Annotated in this window: 17 protein-coding genes; 2 read left to right on the top strand and 15 right to left on the bottom strand. The window is 71.1% G+C overall.

The features are described from left to right. Nucleotides 1–12: 12 nt before the first annotated feature. The 15 genes from OG906_RS27500 to pgsA form a co-directional block, all read right to left on the bottom strand. Nucleotides 13–2,436, bottom strand: coding sequence for a RelA/SpoT family protein (locus OG906_RS27500; protein ID WP_267797465.1), 2,424 nt, complete (start codon nucleotides 2,434–2,436; stop codon nucleotides 13–15). Nucleotides 2,437–2,675: 239 nt separating this feature from the next. Continuing rightward, nucleotides 2,676–3,227 carry an adenine phosphoribosyltransferase gene (locus OG906_RS27495; protein WP_267797466.1) on the bottom strand — a complete coding sequence of 184 codons (552 nt, stop codon included), beginning with the start codon at nucleotides 3,225–3,227 and terminating at the stop codon, nucleotides 2,676–2,678. After that, complete coding sequence (gene secF, locus OG906_RS27490; RefSeq protein ID WP_329446588.1) at nucleotides 3,224–4,279, bottom strand: protein translocase subunit SecF; 1,056 nt, start codon at nucleotides 4,277–4,279, stop codon at nucleotides 3,224–3,226. The genes OG906_RS27495 and secF overlap by 4 nt, the downstream gene beginning before the upstream one ends. Before the next feature lie 3 nt (nucleotides 4,280–4,282). Next, entirely contained in the window at nucleotides 4,283–6,130 is a 1,848-nt protein-coding gene (gene secD / locus OG906_RS27485; RefSeq protein WP_267797468.1) for a protein translocase subunit SecD, read from the bottom strand. Between the two features lie 153 nt (nucleotides 6,131–6,283). Beyond that, nucleotides 6,284–6,766: a preprotein translocase subunit YajC gene (yajC, locus tag OG906_RS27480; RefSeq protein WP_267797469.1), complete on the bottom strand. Its 483-nt coding sequence runs from the start codon at nucleotides 6,764–6,766 to the stop codon at nucleotides 6,284–6,286. Nucleotides 6,767–6,930: 164 nt separating this feature from the next. After that, nucleotides 6,931–8,004 carry a Holliday junction branch migration DNA helicase RuvB gene (gene ruvB / locus OG906_RS27475; protein ID WP_053676649.1) on the bottom strand — a complete coding sequence of 358 codons (1,074 nt, stop codon included), beginning with the start codon at nucleotides 8,002–8,004 and terminating at the stop codon, nucleotides 6,931–6,933. A 311-nt stretch (nucleotides 8,005–8,315) separates the two neighbouring features. Then, nucleotides 8,316–8,948, bottom strand: a complete 633-nt coding sequence (gene ruvA, locus OG906_RS27470) for a Holliday junction branch migration protein RuvA (RefSeq protein WP_267797471.1) — start codon at nucleotides 8,946–8,948, stop codon at nucleotides 8,316–8,318. Beyond that, complete coding sequence (ruvC, locus tag OG906_RS27465; protein ID WP_329446586.1) at nucleotides 8,945–9,511, bottom strand: crossover junction endodeoxyribonuclease RuvC; 567 nt, start codon at nucleotides 9,509–9,511, stop codon at nucleotides 8,945–8,947. Before ruvC ends, ruvA begins: the two co-directional genes overlap by 4 nt. Before the next feature lie 212 nt (nucleotides 9,512–9,723). Beyond that, a complete protein-coding gene (locus OG906_RS27460; RefSeq protein ID WP_267797473.1) occupies nucleotides 9,724–10,476 on the bottom strand; it encodes a YebC/PmpR family DNA-binding transcriptional regulator in 753 nt (250 codons plus the stop codon). Nucleotides 10,477–10,533: 57 nt separating this feature from the next. After that, the gene (pdxT, locus tag OG906_RS27455; RefSeq protein WP_329446584.1) at nucleotides 10,534–11,127 is read right to left on the bottom strand and encodes a pyridoxal 5'-phosphate synthase glutaminase subunit PdxT; all 594 of its coding nucleotides are present in this window, start codon (nucleotides 11,125–11,127) and stop codon (nucleotides 10,534–10,536) included. Nucleotides 11,128–11,132: 5 nt separating this feature from the next. Next, a complete protein-coding gene (pdxS, locus tag OG906_RS27450) occupies nucleotides 11,133–12,050 on the bottom strand; it encodes a pyridoxal 5'-phosphate synthase lyase subunit PdxS (RefSeq protein WP_329446583.1) in 918 nt (305 codons plus the stop codon). 138 nt (nucleotides 12,051–12,188) lie between these two features. Next, nucleotides 12,189–12,728, bottom strand: coding sequence for a hypothetical protein (locus OG906_RS27445; protein ID WP_267797474.1), 540 nt, complete (start codon nucleotides 12,726–12,728; stop codon nucleotides 12,189–12,191). A gap of 68 nt (nucleotides 12,729–12,796) precedes the next feature. Continuing rightward, nucleotides 12,797–13,957 carry a glycosyltransferase family 4 protein gene (locus OG906_RS27440; protein WP_267797475.1) on the bottom strand — a complete coding sequence of 387 codons (1,161 nt, stop codon included), beginning with the start codon at nucleotides 13,955–13,957 and terminating at the stop codon, nucleotides 12,797–12,799. Further along, on the bottom strand, nucleotides 13,954–14,859 hold the full coding sequence (locus tag OG906_RS27435) for a phosphatidylinositol mannoside acyltransferase (RefSeq protein WP_329446580.1): 906 nt from the start codon (nucleotides 14,857–14,859) through the stop codon (nucleotides 13,954–13,956). Before OG906_RS27435 ends, OG906_RS27440 begins: the two co-directional genes overlap by 4 nt. Beyond that, complete coding sequence (gene pgsA, locus OG906_RS27430) at nucleotides 14,859–15,524, bottom strand: phosphatidylinositol phosphate synthase (RefSeq protein WP_329446578.1); 666 nt, start codon at nucleotides 15,522–15,524, stop codon at nucleotides 14,859–14,861. Before pgsA ends, OG906_RS27435 begins: the two co-directional genes overlap by 1 nt. 265 nt (nucleotides 15,525–15,789) lie before the next feature. Here pgsA and OG906_RS27425 point away from each other — a divergent pair, with 265 nt between their 5' ends. Together OG906_RS27425 and OG906_RS27420 are read left to right on the top strand one after the other, a co-directional pair. Beyond that, entirely contained in the window at nucleotides 15,790–17,985 is a 2,196-nt protein-coding gene (locus tag OG906_RS27425) for an elongation factor G-like protein EF-G2 (protein ID WP_329446575.1), read from the top strand. 170 nt (nucleotides 17,986–18,155) lie between these two features. Then, on the top strand, nucleotides 18,156–19,808 hold the full coding sequence (locus OG906_RS27420) for a hypothetical protein (protein ID WP_329446573.1): 1,653 nt from the start codon (nucleotides 18,156–18,158) through the stop codon (nucleotides 19,806–19,808). Nucleotides 19,809–19,861: the final 53 nt, after the last annotated feature.

Here is a 19,861-nt window from a genome sequence, read left to right as displayed (position 1 = left end):
GGGGCCCGCGGGCTAAGGCCTGCGGGCGGAGGTGACGCGGTAGACGTCGTAGACGCCCTCGACGCCGCGTACGGCCTTCAGGACGTGCCCCAGGTGCTTCGGGTCGCCCATCTCGAAGGTGAACCGGGAGGTGGCCACCCGGTCCCGCGAGGTCTGCACGGCCGCCGACAGGATGTTCACGTGCTGGTCCGACAGGACCCGGGTGACGTCGGACAGCAGTCGGGACCGGTCCAGCGCCTCGACCTGGATGGCGACGAGGAAGACGGACGACTGGGTCGGCGCCCACTCGACTTCCAGCATCCGCTCGGGCTGCTGGGAGAGGGAGTCCACGTTGACGCAGTCCGCGCGGTGCACGGACACGCCGCTGCCCCGCGTGACGAACCCGATGATCGGGTCGCCCGGCACCGGGGTGCAGCAGCGGGCCAGCTTGACCCAGACGTCGTCCACGCCCTTGACGACCACGCCCGGATCGGCGTTGGCGCGGCGCTTGGACTTGCCGCGCGCCGGCGGGATGCTCTCCTCGATGTCCTCGTTGGCGGCCTCCTCGCCGCCGAGGGCCTGCACCAGCTTCTGGACGACGCCCTGCGCGGCCACGTGGCCCTCGCCGATCGCCGCGTACAGGGACGAGATGTCGGGATAGCGCATCTCGTGCGCCAGGGTGACGAGCGAGTCTCCCGTCAGGATGCGCTGGATCGGCAGGTTCTGCTTGCGCATGGCCCGCGCGATGGCGTCCTTGCCGTGCTCGATGGCCTCGTCGCGGCGCTCCTTGGAGAACCAGGCACGGATCTTGTTGCGGGCCCGCGGCGACTTGACGAAGCCCAGCCAGTCCCGGGACGGTCCGGCGCCCTCGGCCTTGGAGGTGAACACCTCGACCAGGTCGCCGTTGTCGAGGGTCGATTCGAGCGGCACCAGCCGCCCGTTGACCCGCGCTCCTATCGTGCGGTGACCCACCTCGGTGTGCACGGCGTACGCGAAGTCCACCGAGGTGGCGCCCGCCGGCAGCGCTATGACGTCGCCCTTGGGCGTGAAGACGAAGACCTCGTTGCGGGAGAGGTCGAAGCGCAGCGAGTCCAGGAACTCGCCCGGGTCCTCGGTCTCCTTCTGCCAGTCCAGCAGCTGCCGCAGCCACGCCATGTCGTTCACGGTGTCCTGGCCGGCGCTGCCCTTGGCCGCCTGCGGCACGTCGGTGCGCACCTTGGAGGTGCCGGCGACGGTCTGCTGCTTGTACTTCCAGTGGGCGGCGATGCCGTACTCGGCGCGGCGGTGCATGTCGAACGTGCGGATCTGGAGTTCGACCGGCTTGCCGCTGGGCCCGATGACCGTCGTGTGCAGCGACTGGTACATGTTGAACTTGGGCATCGCGATGTAGTCCTTGAACCGGCCGGGGACCGGGTTCCATCGCGCGTGCACGGTGCCGAGGGCCGCGTAGCAGTCCCGGACGGTGTCCACCAGGACCCGGATGCCGACCAGGTCGTAGATCTCCGCGAAGTCGCGGCCGCGCACGATCATCTTCTGGTAGACGCTGTAGTAGTGCTTGGGCCGGCCGGTGACGGTGGCCTTGATGCGGGCCGCCCTGAGGTCGGTCTGCACCTCGTCCGTGACGACGGTGAGGTACTCGTCGCGCTTGGGCGCCCGCTCCGCGACCAGACGCACGATCTCGTCGTACATCTTGGGGTAGAGGATCGCGAAGGCGAGGTCCTCCAGCTCCCACTTGATCGTGTTCATGCCCAGCCGGTGGGCCAGGGGCGCGTAGATCTCCAGCGTCTCGCGGGCCTTCTTCTCCTGCTTCTCCCGCTTGAGGTAACGCATGGTGCGCATGTTGTGCAGGCGGTCGGCGAGCTTGATGACCAGGACCCGGGGGTCCTTGGCCATGGCGACGACCATCTTGCGCACGGTCTCGGCCTGCGCGGCCTCACCGAACTTGACCCGGTCGAGCTTGGTGACCCCGTCGACGAGCAGCGCGACGGCGTCGCCGAAGTCGCGTCTGAGCTGGTCCAGCCCGTACTCGGTGTCCTCGACGGTGTCGTGCAGCAGGCCCGCCATGAGCGTCGCGGGGTCCATGCCGAGTTCGGCGAGGATCGTGGTCACCGCGAGCGGGTGCGTGATGTACGGGTCGCCGCTCTTGCGCTTCTGGCCTCGGTGCCAGCGCTCCGCGACCTGGTACGCCTGCTCGATCTGGCGCAGCGTCGCCGACTCGATCTTCGGGTCGTTGCCGCGGACTATGCGGAGCAGGGGTTCCAGTACCGGGTTGTACGGGTTGGAACGCTGTACGCCGAGGCGCGCGAGCCGGGCGCGCACCCGGTTGGAGGACCCGGCCGGCTTCACCGGAGCGGGCTTGACCGGCGGAGTCGGCGGGGGCGTGGCTGCGGCCGCCGCGGCCTCCTCGGGCTGCGGGTCGGGCTGCGCGGCGGAGATTGGCTGGACCTCGTCTGGCAAGAGCGCTCCTCAAGCGGATCCGGTGCCCCGGTCAGGTCCGGATAACCCATGGTAGCGAGGGTTGCGCCGGCTCGTTCCCCTCGGCCCCGGCTCCCCCGCCGCCGCCCGGGCACGCCCCGATCCGCCGGCGTTCGCACGCACCCGGTCCCCGGCGGAGTGCGCCGCGCGCCCCCACAACGCCGGAGCGGGCGGTGTACCGGGTCGCCCCGGTCCACCGCCCGCTCCGTGTGACGGAAGGGTCAGACCACGATCAGCGCGTCCAGCGGAGCGCCGTCGAGGCCCGGCTCCAGCCGGGCGCGGCCCGGCAGGAACGACAGTTCCATCAGGACCGCCACGCCGGCGACCTCGGCGCCGGCGCGCCGGATCAGCGAGAGCGAGGCGTCGGCCGTGCCGCCGGTCGCCAGGACGTCGTCGATGACCATGACCCGGTCACCGGCCGACAGGTCCTCGGCGTGGACCTCGATCTCCGCGGTCCCGTACTCCAGCTCGTACGACTGCGCGAGCGTCGCTCCGGGCAGCTTCCCGGCCTTGCGGACGGGCACGAAGCCGATCCCGGCCTGGACGGCCACCGGGGCCGCCAGGATGAACCCGCGCGCCTCCAGCCCGACGATCTTCGTCGCGCCGTACCGGGTCGCGAGGTCCACCAGCGCGTCCGTCAGGGCCGCGAAGGCCTTCGGGTCGGCCAGCAGCGGGGTGATGTCCTTGAACATCACGCCCGGCTTCGGGTAGTCCGGGACGTCCTTGATCCGGCTGAGCAGCAGCTCGCGGACCTCGGGAGCACACGCGGTCATCGGCGCCGCCGTCCGTGGCCCTCGGCCACGACCTGCGGGGAGTCCTCGGAGGCCTCGCCCCCGTCGACGGACTCGCCCTTGGCCGCGGCGGCCGCCCGCTTCGCGAGCACCCGCTTCTTGAGGGCCTTCATGGCGGGCTCGCGCTCCTTCAGGTCGACGACCAGCGGGGTCGCGATGAAGATCGAGGAGTACGCGCCGGCCGCGAGACCGACGAACAGCGACAGCGAGATGTCGTTGAGCATGCCCGCGCCCAGGAAGCCGCCGCCGATGAACAGCAGGGCCCCGACCGGGAGCAGCGCCACGACGGTGGTGTTGATCGAGCGGACCAGCGTGCCGTTGATGCTGCGGTTGGCGATCTCGCTGAAGGTGTAGCGGGTCTGCTTCGTGATGTCCTTCGACCCCTCCTTGAGACCGTCGAAGACGACGACGGTGTCGTAGAGGGAGTAACCGAGGATCGTGAGCAGACCGATCACGGTGCCCGGGGTGACCTCGAAGCCGACGAGCGCGTACACGCCGACGGTGATGGTGAGGTCGTGGATCAGCGCGACCAGCGCGGCGACCGCCATCCGCCACTCGAAGGCGATGGCGAGGTAGATCACCACGAGGACCATGAAGATGGCGAGGCCGGTCCAGGCCTTGTTCGCGATCTGCTCGCCCCAGCTCGGGCCGACCAGGTCCGCGTTGATGTCGCCGGCCGGCACCTTCAGCTCGGCCGCCAGGTCCTTCTTCACGTCGGCCGCGGCGTCGGTGTCCAGACCGGAGATCTGGATGCGCATGCCGCCGGTGCCGAGCTCCTGGACGATCGCGTCGTGCCCGGAGGCCTTCTCCGCGATCTCCGTCGTCTGGGCGACGGAGGCGGCCGGCTTCGGGGTGGTGAAGACGGCACCGCCCTTGAATTCGATGCCCATGTTGAGGCCCTGAACGGCCAGGGCCACGATCGCCGTGATGGTGATCAGGATGGAAACGCCGTACCAGAGGAAACGCTTGCCGACGAAGTCGTAGCCGACCTCACCGCGGTACAGCCTGGCGCCGAGATCTCCCAGCTTCGACATCTCTCACGCCTCCTTCGAGTCGACGGGGGCGGACACGGTGGCGGCACTCGCACCGGTACCGGTGCTGCGGGACCGGCGCAGCGGCGGCTTGGCGCCGAGCCGCTTCGGGTCCAGCCCGGACCACGGGTGGCCGCTGGAGAAGAACGTCGTACGGGCCATCAGCGTCATGATCGGCTTGGTGAAGAGGAACACCACGACCACGTCGAGCAGGGTGGTCAGACCCAGCGTGAAGGCGAAGCCCTGGACCTTGCCGACGGTGACGATGAACAGCACGGCCGCGGCGAGGAACGACACGAAGTCGGAGACCAGGATGGTGCGCCGGGCCCGCGGCCAGGCGCGCTCCACGGCCGGACGCAGGGTGCGGCCCTCGCGGATCTCGTCACGGATGCGTTCGAAGTACACGATGAACGAGTCCGCCGTGATGCCGATCGCGACGATGGCCCCGCACACGGCGGGCAGGTTCAGCGCGAACCCGATGCCCTTTCCGAGCAGCGCCATGATCGTGTAGGTGAGGATCGCCGACACCAGGAGGCTGACGATCGCGATGAACGCCAGGCCCCGGTAGTAGACCAGCAGGTAGATCACCACGAGGAGCAGACCGATGGCGCCGGCGATCAGACCGGCCTTCAGCTGCTCACTGCCGAGCGCGGGGGTGACGGTGGTGACGCTGTCCTCCTGGAAGGAGAGCGGCAGCGCGCCGTACGAGAGCATGTTGCCCAGGTCCGTGGCGGACTCCTGGGTGAAGCCACCACCGGAGATCTCGGCGTTGCCGCCGGTCAGCGCCTGGCTCACGGACGGGTCGGAGATCACCGAGCCGTCGAGCACGATCGCGAACTGGTTCTGCGGCATCTGCTTGGTGGCGAGCTCGCCGGTGATCTTGGCGAACTTGTCCGCGCCCTTGTCGGTGAACTGCATCGTGACGATCCACTCACCGGTCTGCGGGTTGATCTCGCCCTTCGCCTTGTCGACGTCCTGACCGTTGACGCCGGCGGGGCCGAGCACCCACTTGCCCCAGGTGTCACCGCGCTTGCCACAGGCGAGCATCGGGTCCTCGGGCTTGGCGCCCTTGCCGGCCTCGGCGCGCTGCGCCGGGTCGGCGCAGTTCAGCGCCGCGAACTTGGCCTGCAGGTCGGCCACGGCGGCGTCGGCGCCCGACGGGACCGGTGCCGGGGTCGTGGCCGGGGTGGTGGCCTTGTTGTCGTCTGCCTTCTTCGACCCGCTCGCCGACGGCGTGGGAGAGGGGGCGCTCGGGGCCTTGAGGCCCTCGCTGAGCGCGCGGCCCTGGGAAGTGGCGCTGGACGACGGGGTGGCCGACGGCTTGCCGTCTTGGGCCTTGGGGGCGCCGGAACCGCTCGCGGAGGGCTTCGCGGACGGACTGCCGGAGGGCTTCGCGGACGGGCTGCCGGACGGGTTCGGCGTGGCGTCGGGCGCGACCGGCTCACCGCCGGTGAATGCCAGGACCGGGCGGAAGTACAGCTGGGCGGTGGTACCGACCTGCTCGCGCGCCTGCTGCTCGTTCACTCCCTTGGGGATGTTCACGATGATGTGGTCGCGGCCCTGCGTCTGGACCTCGGCCTCCGAGACGCCGAGACCGTTGACACGGCGGTCGATGATGCCGACCGCGGTGTTCATGTTGGTCTCGTTGATCGCGTCCGGCTTGCCGGGCTCGCTCTTCGCCTTGAGCGTGATGCTCGTACCGCCGGCGAGGTCGATGCCCAGTCGGGGAGTCGTCTGCTTGGAGATGAACATCCCCGCGGTGAGCGCCACCATCGCGATCAGGATGATCGCCAGGGCGCGCCCCGGCCTCCCCTGAGCCCCCGTGGGCCGCCGGCCCTTCTTCGGTGCTGCCACCTTGTCGTATCTCCCTGTCCAACCGTCCCGCGCCGGGTCAGCACGCGGACGGCCACGAAATGTGTGGTGGGGACCCCTGCCCCCCGCAGAAGTGTCACTCACGGGAACCGCGGCGGCTGCCGATCAGGCGCCTCCGCGGTTCCCGGCCGAGCGCTACTTCGCGCCGGCCTCGCCGTCGGTCTTGCCGTCCTTCGGCTCGTCGGCGGGCCCGTTGCCGGGCTCGTCCTTCTTGCCCAGGTCGAGCTTGGGAGCCTCGTCCTCGTCCTTCGACAGGTCCGTCTTCGGCGTCTCGCCCGCGGTCAGCGAGGAGGCGTCGTCCGGGACGACCGGCGTGTCGATGGTCAGATCATCGGTGGCGCCGTGGACGATGCGGTTGTACTCAGCGTCCTCCAGCACGGCACCGATGGAGTTCTTCGCGTAGATGGCGTGGACGCCGGGGGCCACCTCGAGGGTCACGGTGTCCTCACCGATCTCCTTCACGGTGGCGTACATGCCACCGATGGTGCGGACCCCGGTGCCGGGCGTCATTTCGTTGCGCATCTGCGCGGCCGCCTGCTGCTTCTTCTTGGCGGAGCGGGTCATCAGGAACATCGCCCCGATGAGCACGATGAACGGGAGGAGTGTCACGAGATTCACGGGACGGAGATCCTTCGCACGACCGTACGGGAGACGGCCTTCTTCTACGGGGGTGGGCATGCCGACCCGAAGGGTCGGCATCGGCGGAGTCTAGGCGAGTCCGCACCGATGGAACAACGCCCAGCATGGCACCGCAGTTCCTGAGCGGTCGAACCTCCGCGCCGTCAGGCCCTGAACAACCCCTGTTGTCCGCTTGATCCACTACCGCCCTGCTGGGGCGGTACGAGCCCCAGGTGGGCCCAGGCGGCCGGGGTCGCGACCCGGCCCCTGGGCGTGCGTGCCAGCAGCCCCTCGCGCACCAGGAAGGGCTCGGCCACCTCCTCGACGGTCTCCCGCTCCTCCCCGACGGCCACGGCCAGGGTGGACAGACCCACGGGTCCGCCGCCGAACAGCTTGAGCAGGGCCTCCAGCACGGCCCGGTCGAGCCGGTCGAGACCGCGCGCGTCCACCTCGTACAGCTGGAGGGCGGTGCCGGCCACCTCGCGGTTGATCACCCCGTCGGCCCTGACCTGGGCGTAGTCCCGGACCCGGCGCAGGAGCCGGTTGGCGATGCGCGGCGTGCCCCGGGAGCGGCCGGCGATCTCCGCGGCGCCCGCGGTGTCGATCTCCACGTCGAGGAGGCGGGCCGAGCGGTGAATGACCCGTTCGAGTTCCTCCGGTACGTAGAACTCCATGTGCCCGGTGAAGCCGAAGCGGTCGCGCAGCGGCGGGGGCAGCAGTCCGGCCCGGGTGGTGGCACCGACGAGGGTGAAGGGCGGCAGCTCCAGCGGGATGGCGGTCGCGCCCGGGCCCTTGCCCACGATCACGTCGACGCGGAAGTCCTCCATGGCCATGTACAGCATCTCCTCGGCGGGCCGGGACATGCGGTGGATCTCGTCGAGGAAGAGGACCTCGCCCTCCTGGAGGGAGGACAGGATCGCGGCGAGGTCGCCGGCGTGCTGGATGGCGGGACCGGACGTGATCCGGATGGGCGCCCCCATCTCGGCGGCGATGATCATGGAGAGGGTGGTCTTGCCGAGGCCGGGCGCGCCCGAGAGCAGGACGTGATCGGCGGTGGCTCCGCGCTGGCGGGCCGCCTTGAGGACGAGGTCGAGCTGCCGGCGGACCTTCTCCTGGCCGACGAACTCGCCGAGGTCCTTGGGCCTCAGGGCCGCCTCGACGGCGGTGTCCTCGCCGCCGGCCGCCGCCGCGACAAGACGATCGGTCTCGGCTGCGTCGGTCTCGTCGTCCCAGTTCACGGTGTCAGTCTGCCTTCTCGGTCGGTGCGGTGAGGTGCGTGGCCCTGCGGGGCGCCCGGCGGCCCGGTACGGGACGCCGCCCGGGCCGGTACCGCGCGTGCGCGCCCGCCGTACGGCCTCGCGCGGTCGGCCGGACCGGCGGGGCGCGGCGGCCCCCGTCGGATCGCGACGGCCGTCCCGGTCCGTCGCCGCCGGTCGGCGGGTCCGGGGGCGCCGTGTCCGGGCGGCGCCGGTGCGGGCAGGCGGTGCGGGTCGGCGGGTGCGGGGCGGCCTCGCGCCCCGTCGCGTCGTGGCCGCGTCGCGTCGTGGGGTCAGCGGGCCCGGTTCAGGGACTGGAGGGCGGCGCGCAGGAGTTGCGGCACGGGGGCCGAGCCGCCGGTGGCGATGGCCTCCTCGGCCTGCGGGGTGACGGCCGAGACCGCCTCCTCCGCCTCCCGGGAGGCGTACCCCAGCCCGATCAGCGCCGCGGCGAGCTGCTCCGTCCACGGCGCGGGTCCGGTCGCGGCGGCCCGCTGGGCCCCGACCAGGCCGCTCGTGCCCAGCGGTGCGCCCAGCTTGTCCTTGAGCTCCAACAGCAGCTTCTGCGCCCCCTTCTTGCCGATGCCGGGCACCGCCATCAGGGACTTCTCGTCGCCCGTGGAGACGGCCAGCCGGAGCGCGTCCGGGCTGTGCACGCCCAGCATGGCCTGGGCCAGCCTCGGCCCGACCCCGCTGGCGGTCTGGAGCAGCTCGAAGACCTGTCGCTCGTCGTCGTCGGCGAAGCCGTACAGGGTCAGCGAGTCCTCCCGTACGACCAGGGAGGTCGCCAGCCGCGCGGGTTCACCCAGCCGGAGCCCGGAGACGGTGTTCGGCGTGCAGTGCACGGCCATGCCCACGCCCCCGACCTCGATCACGGCGAGGGTGGGGGCGAGGGCGGCGACCTGGCCACTGACGAAGGCGATCATCGGGTACGGCCTTTCCGGGCTGAGACGGGGGCGGCGCCGCGCGCGGCGGTCGCGGTGTGCAGGGCGACGGCCTGCTGGAGACGGTTCTGGGCGGGGGCCCGCCAGATGTGGCAGATGGCGAGGGCCAGGGCGTCGGCGGCGTCGGCCGGTTTCGGCGGCGCGTCGAGTCGCAGCAGGCGGGTGACCATGGCGCCCACCTGTGCCTTGTCGGCGCGGCCACTGCCGGTGACGGCGGCCTTGACCTCGCTGGGGGTGTGCAGGGCGACGGGCAGTCCGCGGCGGGCGGCGCAGAGCATGGCGACCGCACTGGCCTGCGCGGTCCCCATGACGGTGCTGACGTTGTGCTGGCTGAACACCCTTTCCACCGCGACGAGTTCGGGGCGGTGTTCGTCGAGCCAGCTTTCGATGCCCTGCTCGATGGCGACGAGGCGCAGGCCGATGTCGGCGTCGGCGGGCGTCCGTACGACCCCCACGCCCAGCATCTTCAGCGGGCGACCCGCGACGCCCTCGACCACCCCGATACCGCACCGGGTCAGCCCCGGGTCCACACCGAGCACTCGCACGTCCCCTCCTCCTTCACGCAGGTGTGCAGGCTACCGGCCGGCACCGACAGCGGCGGTGACCGCTCGGGACGGGCCCGCCGTGTTCGGCGGCCGGTGAGACGAGCGGCCGGTGAGACGAACCGCCGAGGGCCGAGGGAGCCGTCGGCCAACGAAACGGCCCGCCGGATCGATCCGGCGGGCCGTTCACGTCTGTTGCGGCGAGAGCCTGCGGCTCAGGCGTCGACCTTCTCCATGACCTCGTCCGGAACGTCGAAGTTGGCGAAGACGTTCTGCACGTCGTCGCTGTCCTCCAGCGCGTCGATCAGCTTGAAGATCTTGCGGGCGCCCTCTTCGTCGAGCTCGACCTGCATGGTCGGCAGGAAGTTGGAGTCGGCCGAGTCGTAGTCGATGCCGGCCTGCTGGAGCGCGGTGCGGACCGCGACCATGTCGGTGGCCTCGCTGATGATCTCGAAGCTGTCGCCGAGGTCGTTGACCTCTTCGGCCCCGGCCTCCAGCACCGTCTCCAGGACGTCGTCCTCGGAGAGCTCGCCCTTGGGCAGGAGGACGACACCCTTGCGGTTGAACAGGTACGAGACCGAGCCCGGGTCGGCCATCGAGCCGCCGTTGCGGGTCATCGCGACACGCACGTCGGACGCGGCACGGTTGCGGTTGTCGGTGAGGCACTCGATGAGCACCGCGACGCCGTTCGGACCGTAGCCCTCGTACATGATCGTCTCGTAGTCGGCGCCGCCGGCCTCGAGGCCGCCGCCGCGCTTGACCGCGGAGTCGATGTTCTTGTTCGGGACCGAGCTCTTCTTGGCCTTCTGGATGGCGTCGAAGAGGGTCGGGTTGCCATCGATGTCGGCGCCGCCCATGCGGGCCGCGACCTCGATGTTCTTGATCAGCTTCGCGAAGAGCTTGCCGCGCTTGGCGTCAACCACGGCCTTCTTGTGCTTCGTCGTAGCCCATTTAGAGTGGCCGGACATCTGCCTGTCTCCTTCGCGTCACCAACAGTGTTCGCCTCAGATCCTACCGGGACGCCGTTACAGCCCCGCGCGCACCATGTCGACGAAGTACGCGTGAACACGGTCGTCGCCGGTCAGTTCCGGGTGGAAGGACGTGGCCAGCACGTTCCCCTGCCGAACCGCGACCGTGTGACCGTCGTAGGTGGCGAGCACCTCGACCGAGGCGCCGACCGACTCTACCCACGGGGCGCGGATGAAGACACCCTCGACCGGGTCGCCCGCTATGCCGGCGAAGTCGATCCGCGCCTCGAAGGACTCGTTCTGCCGCCCGAAGGCGTTGCGGCGGACGATCATGTCGATGCCGCCCAGCGTCTCCTGGTCCTCGCGGCCGTCCAGGAGCTTGTCCGCGAGCATGATCATGCCGGCGCAGGTGCCGTAGACCGGCATCCCGGCCCGCACGCGCTCGCGCAGCGGCTCCAGCATGCCGAACAGCACGGCGAGCTTCGACATGGTCGTGGACTCGCCGCCGGGGATCACCAGGGCGTCGACGTCGGAGAGTTCCTCGGGACGCCGGACCGGCCTGGCCACGGCGTCCGCCGCGGCCAGGGCGATCAGGTGCTCCCGTACATCGCCCTGAAGAGCCAGGACACCAATGACGGGGGTGCTGCTCATGCTTGTTACCAGCCCCGGTTGGCGTAGCGCTCGGACTCGGGGAGGGTGTCGCAGTTGATGCCGACCATGGCCTCGCCCAGGTTGCGGGAGGCGTCGGCGATGATCTTCGGGTCGTCGTAGAAGGTGGTGGCCTTCACGATGGCGGCGGCGCGCTTGGCCGGGTCGCCGGACTTGAAGATGCCGGAGCCGACGAACACGCCCTCGGCGCCGAGCTGGCGCATCAGCGCGGCGTCGGCCGGGGTGGCGACGCCACCGGCGGAGAACAGCACGACCGGGAGCTTGCCGAGCTCGGCGACCTCCTTGACCAGCTCGTACGGGGCGCGCAGGTCCTTGGCGGCGGCGAACAGCTCGTTGTTGTCGAAGCCGCGCAGGCGGGCGATCTCGTTCTTGATCTGGCGCAGGTGACGAACGGCCTCGACGACGTTGCCGGTGCCGGCCTCACCCTTGGAACGGATCATGGCCGCGCCCTCGGCGATGCGGCGCAGGGCCTCGCCCAGGTTGGTGGCGCCACAGACGAAGGGGGTGGTGAAGGCCCACTTGTCGGAGTGGTTGACCTCGTCGGCCGGGGTCAGGACCTCGGACTCGTCGATGTAGTCGACGCCGAGGGACTGGAGCACCTGCGCCTCGACGAAGTGGCCGATGCGGGACTTGGCCATGACGGGGATGGAGACGGCCTCGATGATCTCTTCGATCATGTTGGGGTCGGACATCCGGGCCACTCCGCCGTCCTTACGGATGTCGGCGGGGACCCGCTCCAGGGCCATGACGGCCACGGCGCCGGCGTCTTCGGCGATCTTCGCCTGCTCGGCGTTGACCACGTCCATGATCACGCCGCCCTTGAGCTGCTCGGCCATGCCGCGCTTGACGCGGGACGTGCCGATCGCGGACTCAGTGGACTGCGGGGTGGAGGGAAGCGTGCTCACGGATTGACCTCACTCGAAGGAAGACGGGTGCTGCGGTGGTACTGCGCTGAGCAAACCCCCCACGACCAGTCCACTGCAAGGGCCAATGAGGAGCCGGTGGCTCCTTCCGATTTGGCCATTGGGTACAAGTGGGGCCGCCTACGGCCGTTCCGCAAGATCCACCGGGGGCTCGTCGTCCATCTCGAAGGCGAGCGGGAAGGGGGCGTGTCCGGCCAATCGGAACCAGCGGACCTTGCGGTGCCTGCGCAGTGCGCGGGCCGCCCGGACGGCGTCGTTGTGGAAGCGGCGGGCCATCGGCACCCGGCGGACGGCCGCCGCCAACTCCTCGGTGGCCTCCGCGCCACCGGGCGCGGCCTTCAGCACCTCGACCGGGTCCACGTCGGAGAACACCGCGCGCAACGCCTGGCTCAGCTCGCTCTCGGCCACCTCGCGGTGCTCCTCCTCGGCCTGGCGGGCCCCGTGCGCGGCCTCGTACAGCACCAGCGACGAGGCCGGGTCGAGCACGCCCGAGGTGGCCACCTCCAGCACCACCGACGCCCGCCGCACGAGCTGCGCGTCGAGGGCGGCCCGGGCGGCGTCCATCCGCGAGTGCAGTCGGTCGAGCCGGCCGGCGGTCCAACTGAGGTAGACCCCGATGACGCCGAGGCCCAGGGCAATCCAGACAAGGGTTTCGATCACGGGCCGCGACTCTACCTTTCGCGGCCCGACGGGCCGGGCCCGGACCGACAAGATCCGAAAGAGACGGCCTAGTCCCGCGAGAAGCCCAGTCGGGCGCGCAGGCCGACCCGTTCGTCCTCCGCGACCGCCGCCGCGCCGTCGGTGACCGTTTCGTAGACGGCCAGGATGTCCGCTCCCACGGTCGACCAGTCGAAGCGCCGCACGTGCGCGGAGCCGCGGGTGCTCAGTTCCGCCCGGCGTTCCGGGTCCCGCAGGAGGGCGATGGCGCCCGCCGCGAGGGAGTCGGCGTCCTCGTTGGTGAAGAGGTCGCCCGCGCCTCCCTGGTCCAGCACCTGCGCGAAGGCGTCCAGGTCCGAGGCCAGCACCGCGGCCCCGGCCGAGAGGGCCTCGACGAGGATGATGCCGAAGCTCTCGCCGCCGGTGTTGGGGGCGACGTACACGTCGACGCTGCGCAGCAGTCGTGCCTTGTCCTCGTCCGAGACCATGCCGAGGAACTCGACCCGGGAACGGAGGTCGGCCGGCAGCGAGGCCACGGCCTCCTCCTCGTCGCCGCGGCCGGCCACGAGGAGCCGTACGTCGGGGCAGGCCTCCACGATCTTGGGGAAGGCCGCCATGAGCACGGGCAGGCCCTTGCGGGGCTCGTCGATCCGGCCGATGAAGCCGAGGGTCTGGCCGCCCCACTCCGCCTTGGGTTCGGCCTTGGCGAAGAAGTCCACGTCGACACCGTTGGGGATCACGACGGCGTCCCCGCCGAGGTGTTCCACGAGGGTCCGTCGGGCGTACTCGCTCACCGCGATGCGGGCGCTGATCTTCTCCAGTGCCGGCTGGAGGATCGGGTACGCGGCGATCATCGCGCGCGAGCGGGGGTTGGAGGTGTGGAACGTGGCCACGATGGGTCCCTGGGCCGCCCAGCAGGACAGCAGGCCGAGGGACGGCGAGGCCGGTTCGTGGATGTGGATCACGTCGAAGACCCCGTCATGCAGCCAGCGTCGTACGCGGGCCGCGGACAGGAAGCCGAAGTTCAGCCGGGCCACCGACCCGTTGTACGGCACCGGGACCGCGCGTCCCGCCGAGACCACGTAGGGCGGCAGCGGGGTCTCGTCGTCCGCGGGGGCGAGCACCGACACCTCGTGGCCGCTGCGGATCAGGTGTTCCGCGAGGTCACGGATGTGGAACTGGACGCCGCCCGGTACGTCCCACGAGTACGGGCACACGATGCCGATCTTCACTGCGCGCGTTCCTCCAGGTCGTCCAGCCACAGCCGCTGCAGCATGTGCCAGTCCTCGGGGTGCTCTGCGATTCCCCCGGCGAACACGTCGGCGAGGGCCTGGGTCATGACGGCCGTCTTCTCGACCCGGGTGCCGTTCTTCGGCACGGACACCTCGGGGTGGATCCGGCCGTACAGCTTCGGGGTGTCCCCGTAGTACAGGGTGGCCGGGAGGAGCGCCGCGCCCGTCTGCTGGGCCAGCAGCGCCGGTCCCGCCGGCATGCGCGCGGTGGAGCCGAAGAAGTCCACCTCGACGCCGGAGGCCGACAGGTCCCGGTCGGCGACCAGGCAGACCAGTCCCCCGGAGCGGAGCCGTCGGGCCAGGGTGCCGAAGGCGGCGCCGCCGCTGTGCGGCAGCACCTCCATGCCGAGGCTCTCCCGGTAGGCCACGAAGCGGTCGTAGAGGCTCTCGGGCTTGAGCCGCTCGGCGACCGTGGTGAACGGCACGCCGATGTGGCCGGTGGCCCAGGCGCCGGCGAGGTCCCAGTTCGCGAGGTGCGGCAGGGCGACCACGACCCCGCGTCCGGTGGCCAGCGCCTCGCGCAGGACGTGGTCGTCCTTCATCTCGACGTCGGTGCCGAACCGCTTCGGGTCCATGGTCGGCAGTCGGAAGGACTCCATCCAGTACCGCATGTACGAGCGCATGCCGGCCCGCGAGAGTTCGCGCAGGGCCGCGGGGGTCGCGTCCGGGACCACCCGGGCCAGGTTCGACTCCAGGCGCAGCACGCTCTTGCCGCGCCGCTTCCAGGCGTAGTCCGCGATGCGGCGGCCGAGGGCCACCGCGGCGGGCTCGGGGAGCTTCTTCACGCCCGCCCAGCCGAGCCCGTAGAGCCCGTCGACGAGCTTGTCCTGTGCGGCGCCCATCAGGCGGCACCGCCTTCGGCCGCAGCCTCGGCCGCGTCGGCCTCCGCCGCCTCGCGGCGTACGGTGACCACCCGCTGGATCAGGGTGACGAGGGAGCCCACCGCGACCACCCACAGGGCGATCGGCAGGAGCACCCCGATCCAGGAGGGGACGCCGAAGGTCTGCAGCCCGGACAGGCCGGCCGCGACGAGGGTGATCACCAGGCGTTCGGCGCGTTCGATGAGCCCGTTGACGGCCACCGGCAAGCCGATCGATTCGCCGCGGGCCTTGGTGTAGGAGACGACCTGGCCGCTGGCCAGGCAGAAGATCGACACGGCGCAGAGCACGTTGTGGTTGCCGAAGCCCGCGTACCAGAGCGCGAGTCCGCCGAAGATGGCCGCGTCGGCCACCCGGTCGAGCGTGGAGTCGAGGAACGCCCCCCACCGGCTGGAGACGCCGGCCTGACGGGCCATGTTCCCGTCGACCAGGTCGGAGAAGACGAAGAGGGTGATGGTGATCGTGCCCCAGAAGAACTCGCCCCGGGGGAAGAAGACCAGCGCTCCGGCCACCACTCCGGCGGTGCCGATCAGGGTGACGGCGTCCGGGCTCACCCCCCGACGGAGGAGAAATGCGGCGAACGGCGTGAGAACACGCGTGAAGAATGCACGCGCGTACTTGTTCAGCATGGCCTTCCCGGGGGGTCGCTGGGCCGTGCGGCCACAGCGGCCGCCGGCTGGCCCATCGTAGCCGGCGCCTCGCGCCCCGGGTGCCGCGCACCCACCGGTTCGCCCCGGACAATCCCCCGCGCCGGACCCACCGCGGCCCCGAGCCGGCCGCTCGTCGTGCTCCGGACGGCTCCGGGTACGACGTATGGACGTGGTGTGACACCGGTGCAAAGCTCGAAGGACCCCGATCACCCTCCTCACCGCGACACCGGGAGGCACGAGCATCATGGGAGCCACATCACACCAAGCCGGGGCCGCCGGCAGGGCACTGACGGCCGACCGGCCCACTTCCGTACGGAACGTCGTGCTGGTCGGCCACAGCGGCGCCGGCAAGACCACCCTGGTCGAGGCCCTGGCGCTGACCGCCGGGGCCGTCAATCGCGCCGGGCGGGTCGAGGACGGCTCGACCGTCTCCGACCACGACGAGATCGAACATCGTCGCCACGGGTCCGTCCAGCTCTCCCTCGTCCCCGTCGAATGGGGCGGGATCAAGATCAACGTCCTGGACACTCCGGGATACGCCGACTTCGTCGGGGAACTCAGGGCCGGTCTGCGGGCAGCGGACGCGGCCCTTTTCGTCGTCTCGGCCGCCGACGGGATCGACGGCGCCACCCGCATGGTCTGGGACGAGTGCGAGGCCGTCGGCATGCCCCGGGCCATCGTCGTCACCCACCTGGAGGCGGCCCGGTCCGACTATGCCCAGATGGCCGGCGTCTGCGGGGAGACCTTCGGCGCCGAGGACCCGGACGCCGTCGTACCCCTCTACCTGCCCCTGCACGGGCCCGCGGGCGCGGACGGGCACGCCCCCGTCACCGGGCTGCTCGGCCTGCTCTCCCGGCGCGTGCACGACTACGGCTCCGGGGAACGCGTCGAACGCGACCCGGATCCCGCGGAACTCGCCCTCATCGCCGACGCCCGCTCCCGCCTGATCGAGGGGATCATCGCGGAGAGCGAGGACGAGAGCCTCATGGACCGCTATCTCGGCGGCGAGGACATCGACGTCAAGACCCTCGTGGACGACCTGGAGCGGGCCGTCGCCCGGGGCACCTTCCACCCCGTGCTGATGGCGGCGCCGGCGGCCGAGGGTGCCCGCCAGGGCCTCGGGACGGTGGAGCTCCTCGAACTGATCACCGGCGGCTTCCCGACCCCCGCGGAACGCGCGCCGCTCGCCGTCACCGCCCCGGACGGCTCCGCGCGCCCCGCCGTCACCTGCGATCCCGACGGGCCCCTCGTGGCCGAGGTCGTCAAGACCTCCTCCGACCCCTACGTCGGCCGTGTCTCCCTCGTCCGCGTCTTCTCCGGCACCCTGCTCCCCGAGGCGACGGTGCACGTGTCCGGCCACGGGCTCGCGGACCGCGGGCACGAGGACCACGACGTGGACGAGCGGACCGGGGCCCTGTCCTCCCCGTTCGGCAAGCACCAGCGGCCCCTCGGCCGGTGCATCGCCGGCGACCTCGCCTGCGTGGCGAAGCTCACCCGCGCCGAGACGGGCGACACGCTCTCCGCCAAGGACCGGCCCCTCCTGATGGAGCCCTGGTCGATGCCCGAGCCGTTGCTGCCCCTCGCCGTCGAGGCCCACGGCAAGGCCGACGAGGACAAGCTCTCGCAGGCGCTGGCCCGTCTCGTGGCCGAGGACCCGACGCTGCGGCTGGAGCAGAACCCGCACACGCACCAGCTCGTCCTGTGGTGTCTGGGCGAGGCCCACCAGGACGTCGTGCTCGAACGCCTGCGGACCCGCTACGGGGTCCAGGTGGACCCGGTCCCCCACAAGGTCAGCCTGCGCGAGACCTTCGGCGCCGAGGCCACCGGCCGCGGCCGCCACGTCAAGCAGTCCGGGAGCCACGGCCAGTTCGCCATCTGCGAGATCCGGGTCGAGCCGCTCCCGGCCGGCAGCGGCGTGGAGTTCGTCGACAAGGTGGTCGGGGGTTCGGTGCCCCGCCAGTTCATCCCGTCCGTGGAGAAGGGCGTCCGCGCCCAGGCCGCGCGCGGGGTCGCGGCCGGGTACCCGCTGGTGGACGTACGGATCACCCTGCTCGACGGCAAGGCGCACTCGGTGGATTCCTCCGACGCCGCCTTCCAGACCGCGGGCGCGCTCGCCCTGCGCGAGGCCGCCGCCGAGGCGACCTTGCACCTCCTGGAGCCGGTCGCGGAACTCGACGTACTGGTGCCCGACGAGTACGTCGGCCCGGTCATGAGCGACCTCGCGGGGCGCCGGGGCCGCGTCGTCGGCTCCGACCAGGCCGGGCCGGGTCGGACCCGGGTGCGCGCGGAGATCCCGGAGATCGAGATCGGCCGGTACGCGGTGGAGTTGCGGTCCGTGTCGCACGGCACGGGCGGGTTCCGTCGCACGTACGCCCGCCACGAACCCATGCCACCACAATTGGCGGAAAAGATTCGCGAACAGGCCGAGAAGGGAACGTAGTTGACATAGCGCCGTGGCGACCGCCCACCCAACCCGCTTGCGGTGGGCGGTATTTCCCTGTCCCATGACCATGGGGCAGGCTGCGCCGATAAGCTTTTCGGCGGCGCGGGGCAGGACGACGGCCGGCGCGAGCCGGCAGTGGGCACAGGCGCACGGTGATGGGGGCAACGGTGGCGGACGACGGTTTCGACTTCAGGCCCGGGGCGCAGGTTCCGCTCCAGGGAGGCGGTGGGCAGACCGCCGCGACCAACGCGTTGGCCTCCGCCGCGTACCGCGACGGCAAACTGGAGGAGATCCTCAAGGCCAACAACGACCTCCACGAGTCGAAGGTCAAGGCACCCAAGATCTCCCTCTTCGAACCCAACCTGGGCGAGGCCTTCTGCCGCGCGGTCGAGGCGCGCACCCTCGGCGCCGGCCGCAAGCCGCTCATCCAGTCCTTCGGCGCCGACCCGCAGACCGTCGTCGAGCACTGCCTGGCCGCATCCCGCATCCGCAAGGAGCGCGACCGCAAGCTGCGCACGATCGTGCTGGTGTGCGGGGTGCTCTTCCTGCCCGGGCTGCTGCTGTGGCTGGGCCTGTTCCAGCTCCGCAAGTCCCTGGGCAAGGGCGAGGGCAAGCGGTCGTGGCTGGTCACCGCCCTGCTCGTGGGTGTCGCCGTCGTGGTGGCGGTGTTGATGTTCCGGCTGCCCTTCACCGGGTTCCTCGGGATATACCTGCGCGCGATGATCATCGCTCCGGCGCTGGGCTGGTTCCTGGCCCGCCGGATCTGCGAGGCCACCGCCGTCGACATGCGGTCCCGCTGGGACGGGCTGCTGGGCGGCGGGGGCGTGGCCGCCAAGATCCCCGAGGCGGTGCCGGGCAACCCCGACGAGAAGGCCCGCGAGGACCTGCGCCACCAGTTGGCGAAGCTCACCGCCGAGGACCGCAGCAACTCCGCCTTCTACGCCGGCCCCAAGGGGATCCTCGGCATGGGCACCCGCTGGGGCAGCTGGCAGATGGCCGAGGAGCTGACCCCGAGGACCGAGGGCGCCGACATCCACCCGTTCCGCAGTTGGGACGTCATACGCGCGATCGACACCCAGCTCCGCAAGCTGGAGCGCGGCCCGCTGCACACCGGGGGCTTCCCGACCGCGTCGATCCAGCACTGGATCGTCACCCCGATCGGCGAGGGCGCGGCCGAGGTGGCCCGGCCCACCGGCGAGGACGTGGACACCTTCCTGGTGAAGCCGCACGAGATCACCCGGATCTGCAACGAGCAGCAGTTCAGTGCCGGCAACCGGCACTACCTGGGCATCCAGTACCCGCTCTGGGACGGGCAGCTCGTCATCACCATGCTGGTCACCGTCACGGTGCTCTACAAGACCCTGCGGGTGGACGTCACCGCCCACTCCCTGGGCCCCGTGCACGGTCTGTTCACCACGAAGTCCGCGCCCAAGACGGTCGAGGTGGCCAAGTCCGTGCGCTTCTGGGAGACGGTGGAGCGACAGCTCCCGCTGGTGGACGCGACGGAGGTGGTCCGCCTGGCCGTGCGGGCCTCGTTGACCTGGTACCCGCCGGTCCTGGAGTACTTCGGCGGCAAGCTGATCCTGCCCGAGCCGTTCGGGTTGCGGCACGTGTGGGCCGGCTCGATGTGGCGCCACCGCTTCATGGCGGACGACGCCCTGCGCACCGTGGCCCCGGTCCTGCGGTCGGTGCACACCGCCGCGTTCAAGGTCCTGGAGGAGAACGGCGTGGACACCGACCGCTTCACCAACCGCTCCTCGATCATGAGCGGTCTGATCCAGGAGCCGTCGCCGCGCAAGGCCGACGTCTACGACGCGTAGGGCTGGGGGCCGCGAGGCGTCGGCCCGGGCGGGGCCAGGAGGCGTGGGCCGGG

This window comes from Streptomyces sp. NBC_01426 (genome assembly GCF_036231985.1).
Taxonomy (GTDB): domain Bacteria; phylum Actinomycetota; class Actinomycetes; order Streptomycetales; family Streptomycetaceae; genus Streptomyces.
The sequence above is the reverse complement of the archived record's forward strand: the minus strand, read 5'-3'. Positions and strand labels throughout refer to the sequence as shown.

Bases quoted from the DNA above. Each gene is read 5' to 3' on its own strand.
- secF (WP_329446588.1), bottom strand. From the start codon at position 4,279: ATGTCGAAGCTGGGAGATCTCGGCGCCAGGCTGTACCGCGGTGAGGTC.
- OG906_RS27460 (WP_267797473.1), bottom strand. From the start codon at position 10,476: ATGTCCGGCCACTCTAAATGGGCTACGACGAAGCACAAGAAGGCCGTG.
- OG906_RS27425 (WP_329446575.1), top strand. From the start codon at position 15,790: ATGGGAGCCACATCACACCAAGCCGGGGCCGCCGGCAGGGCACTGACG.
- pdxT (WP_329446584.1), bottom strand. From the start codon at position 11,127: ATGAGCAGCACCCCCGTCATTGGTGTCCTGGCTCTTCAGGGCGATGTA.
- OG906_RS27435 (WP_329446580.1), bottom strand. From the start codon at position 14,859: ATGGGCGCCGCACAGGACAAGCTCGTCGACGGGCTCTACGGGCTCGGC.
- ruvA (WP_267797471.1), bottom strand. From the start codon at position 8,948: ATGATCGCCTTCGTCAGTGGCCAGGTCGCCGCCCTCGCCCCCACCCTC.
- OG906_RS27495 (WP_267797466.1), bottom strand. From the start codon at position 3,227: ATGACCGCGTGTGCTCCCGAGGTCCGCGAGCTGCTGCTCAGCCGGATC.
- pgsA (WP_329446578.1), bottom strand. From the start codon at position 15,524: ATGCTGAACAAGTACGCGCGTGCATTCTTCACGCGTGTTCTCACGCCG.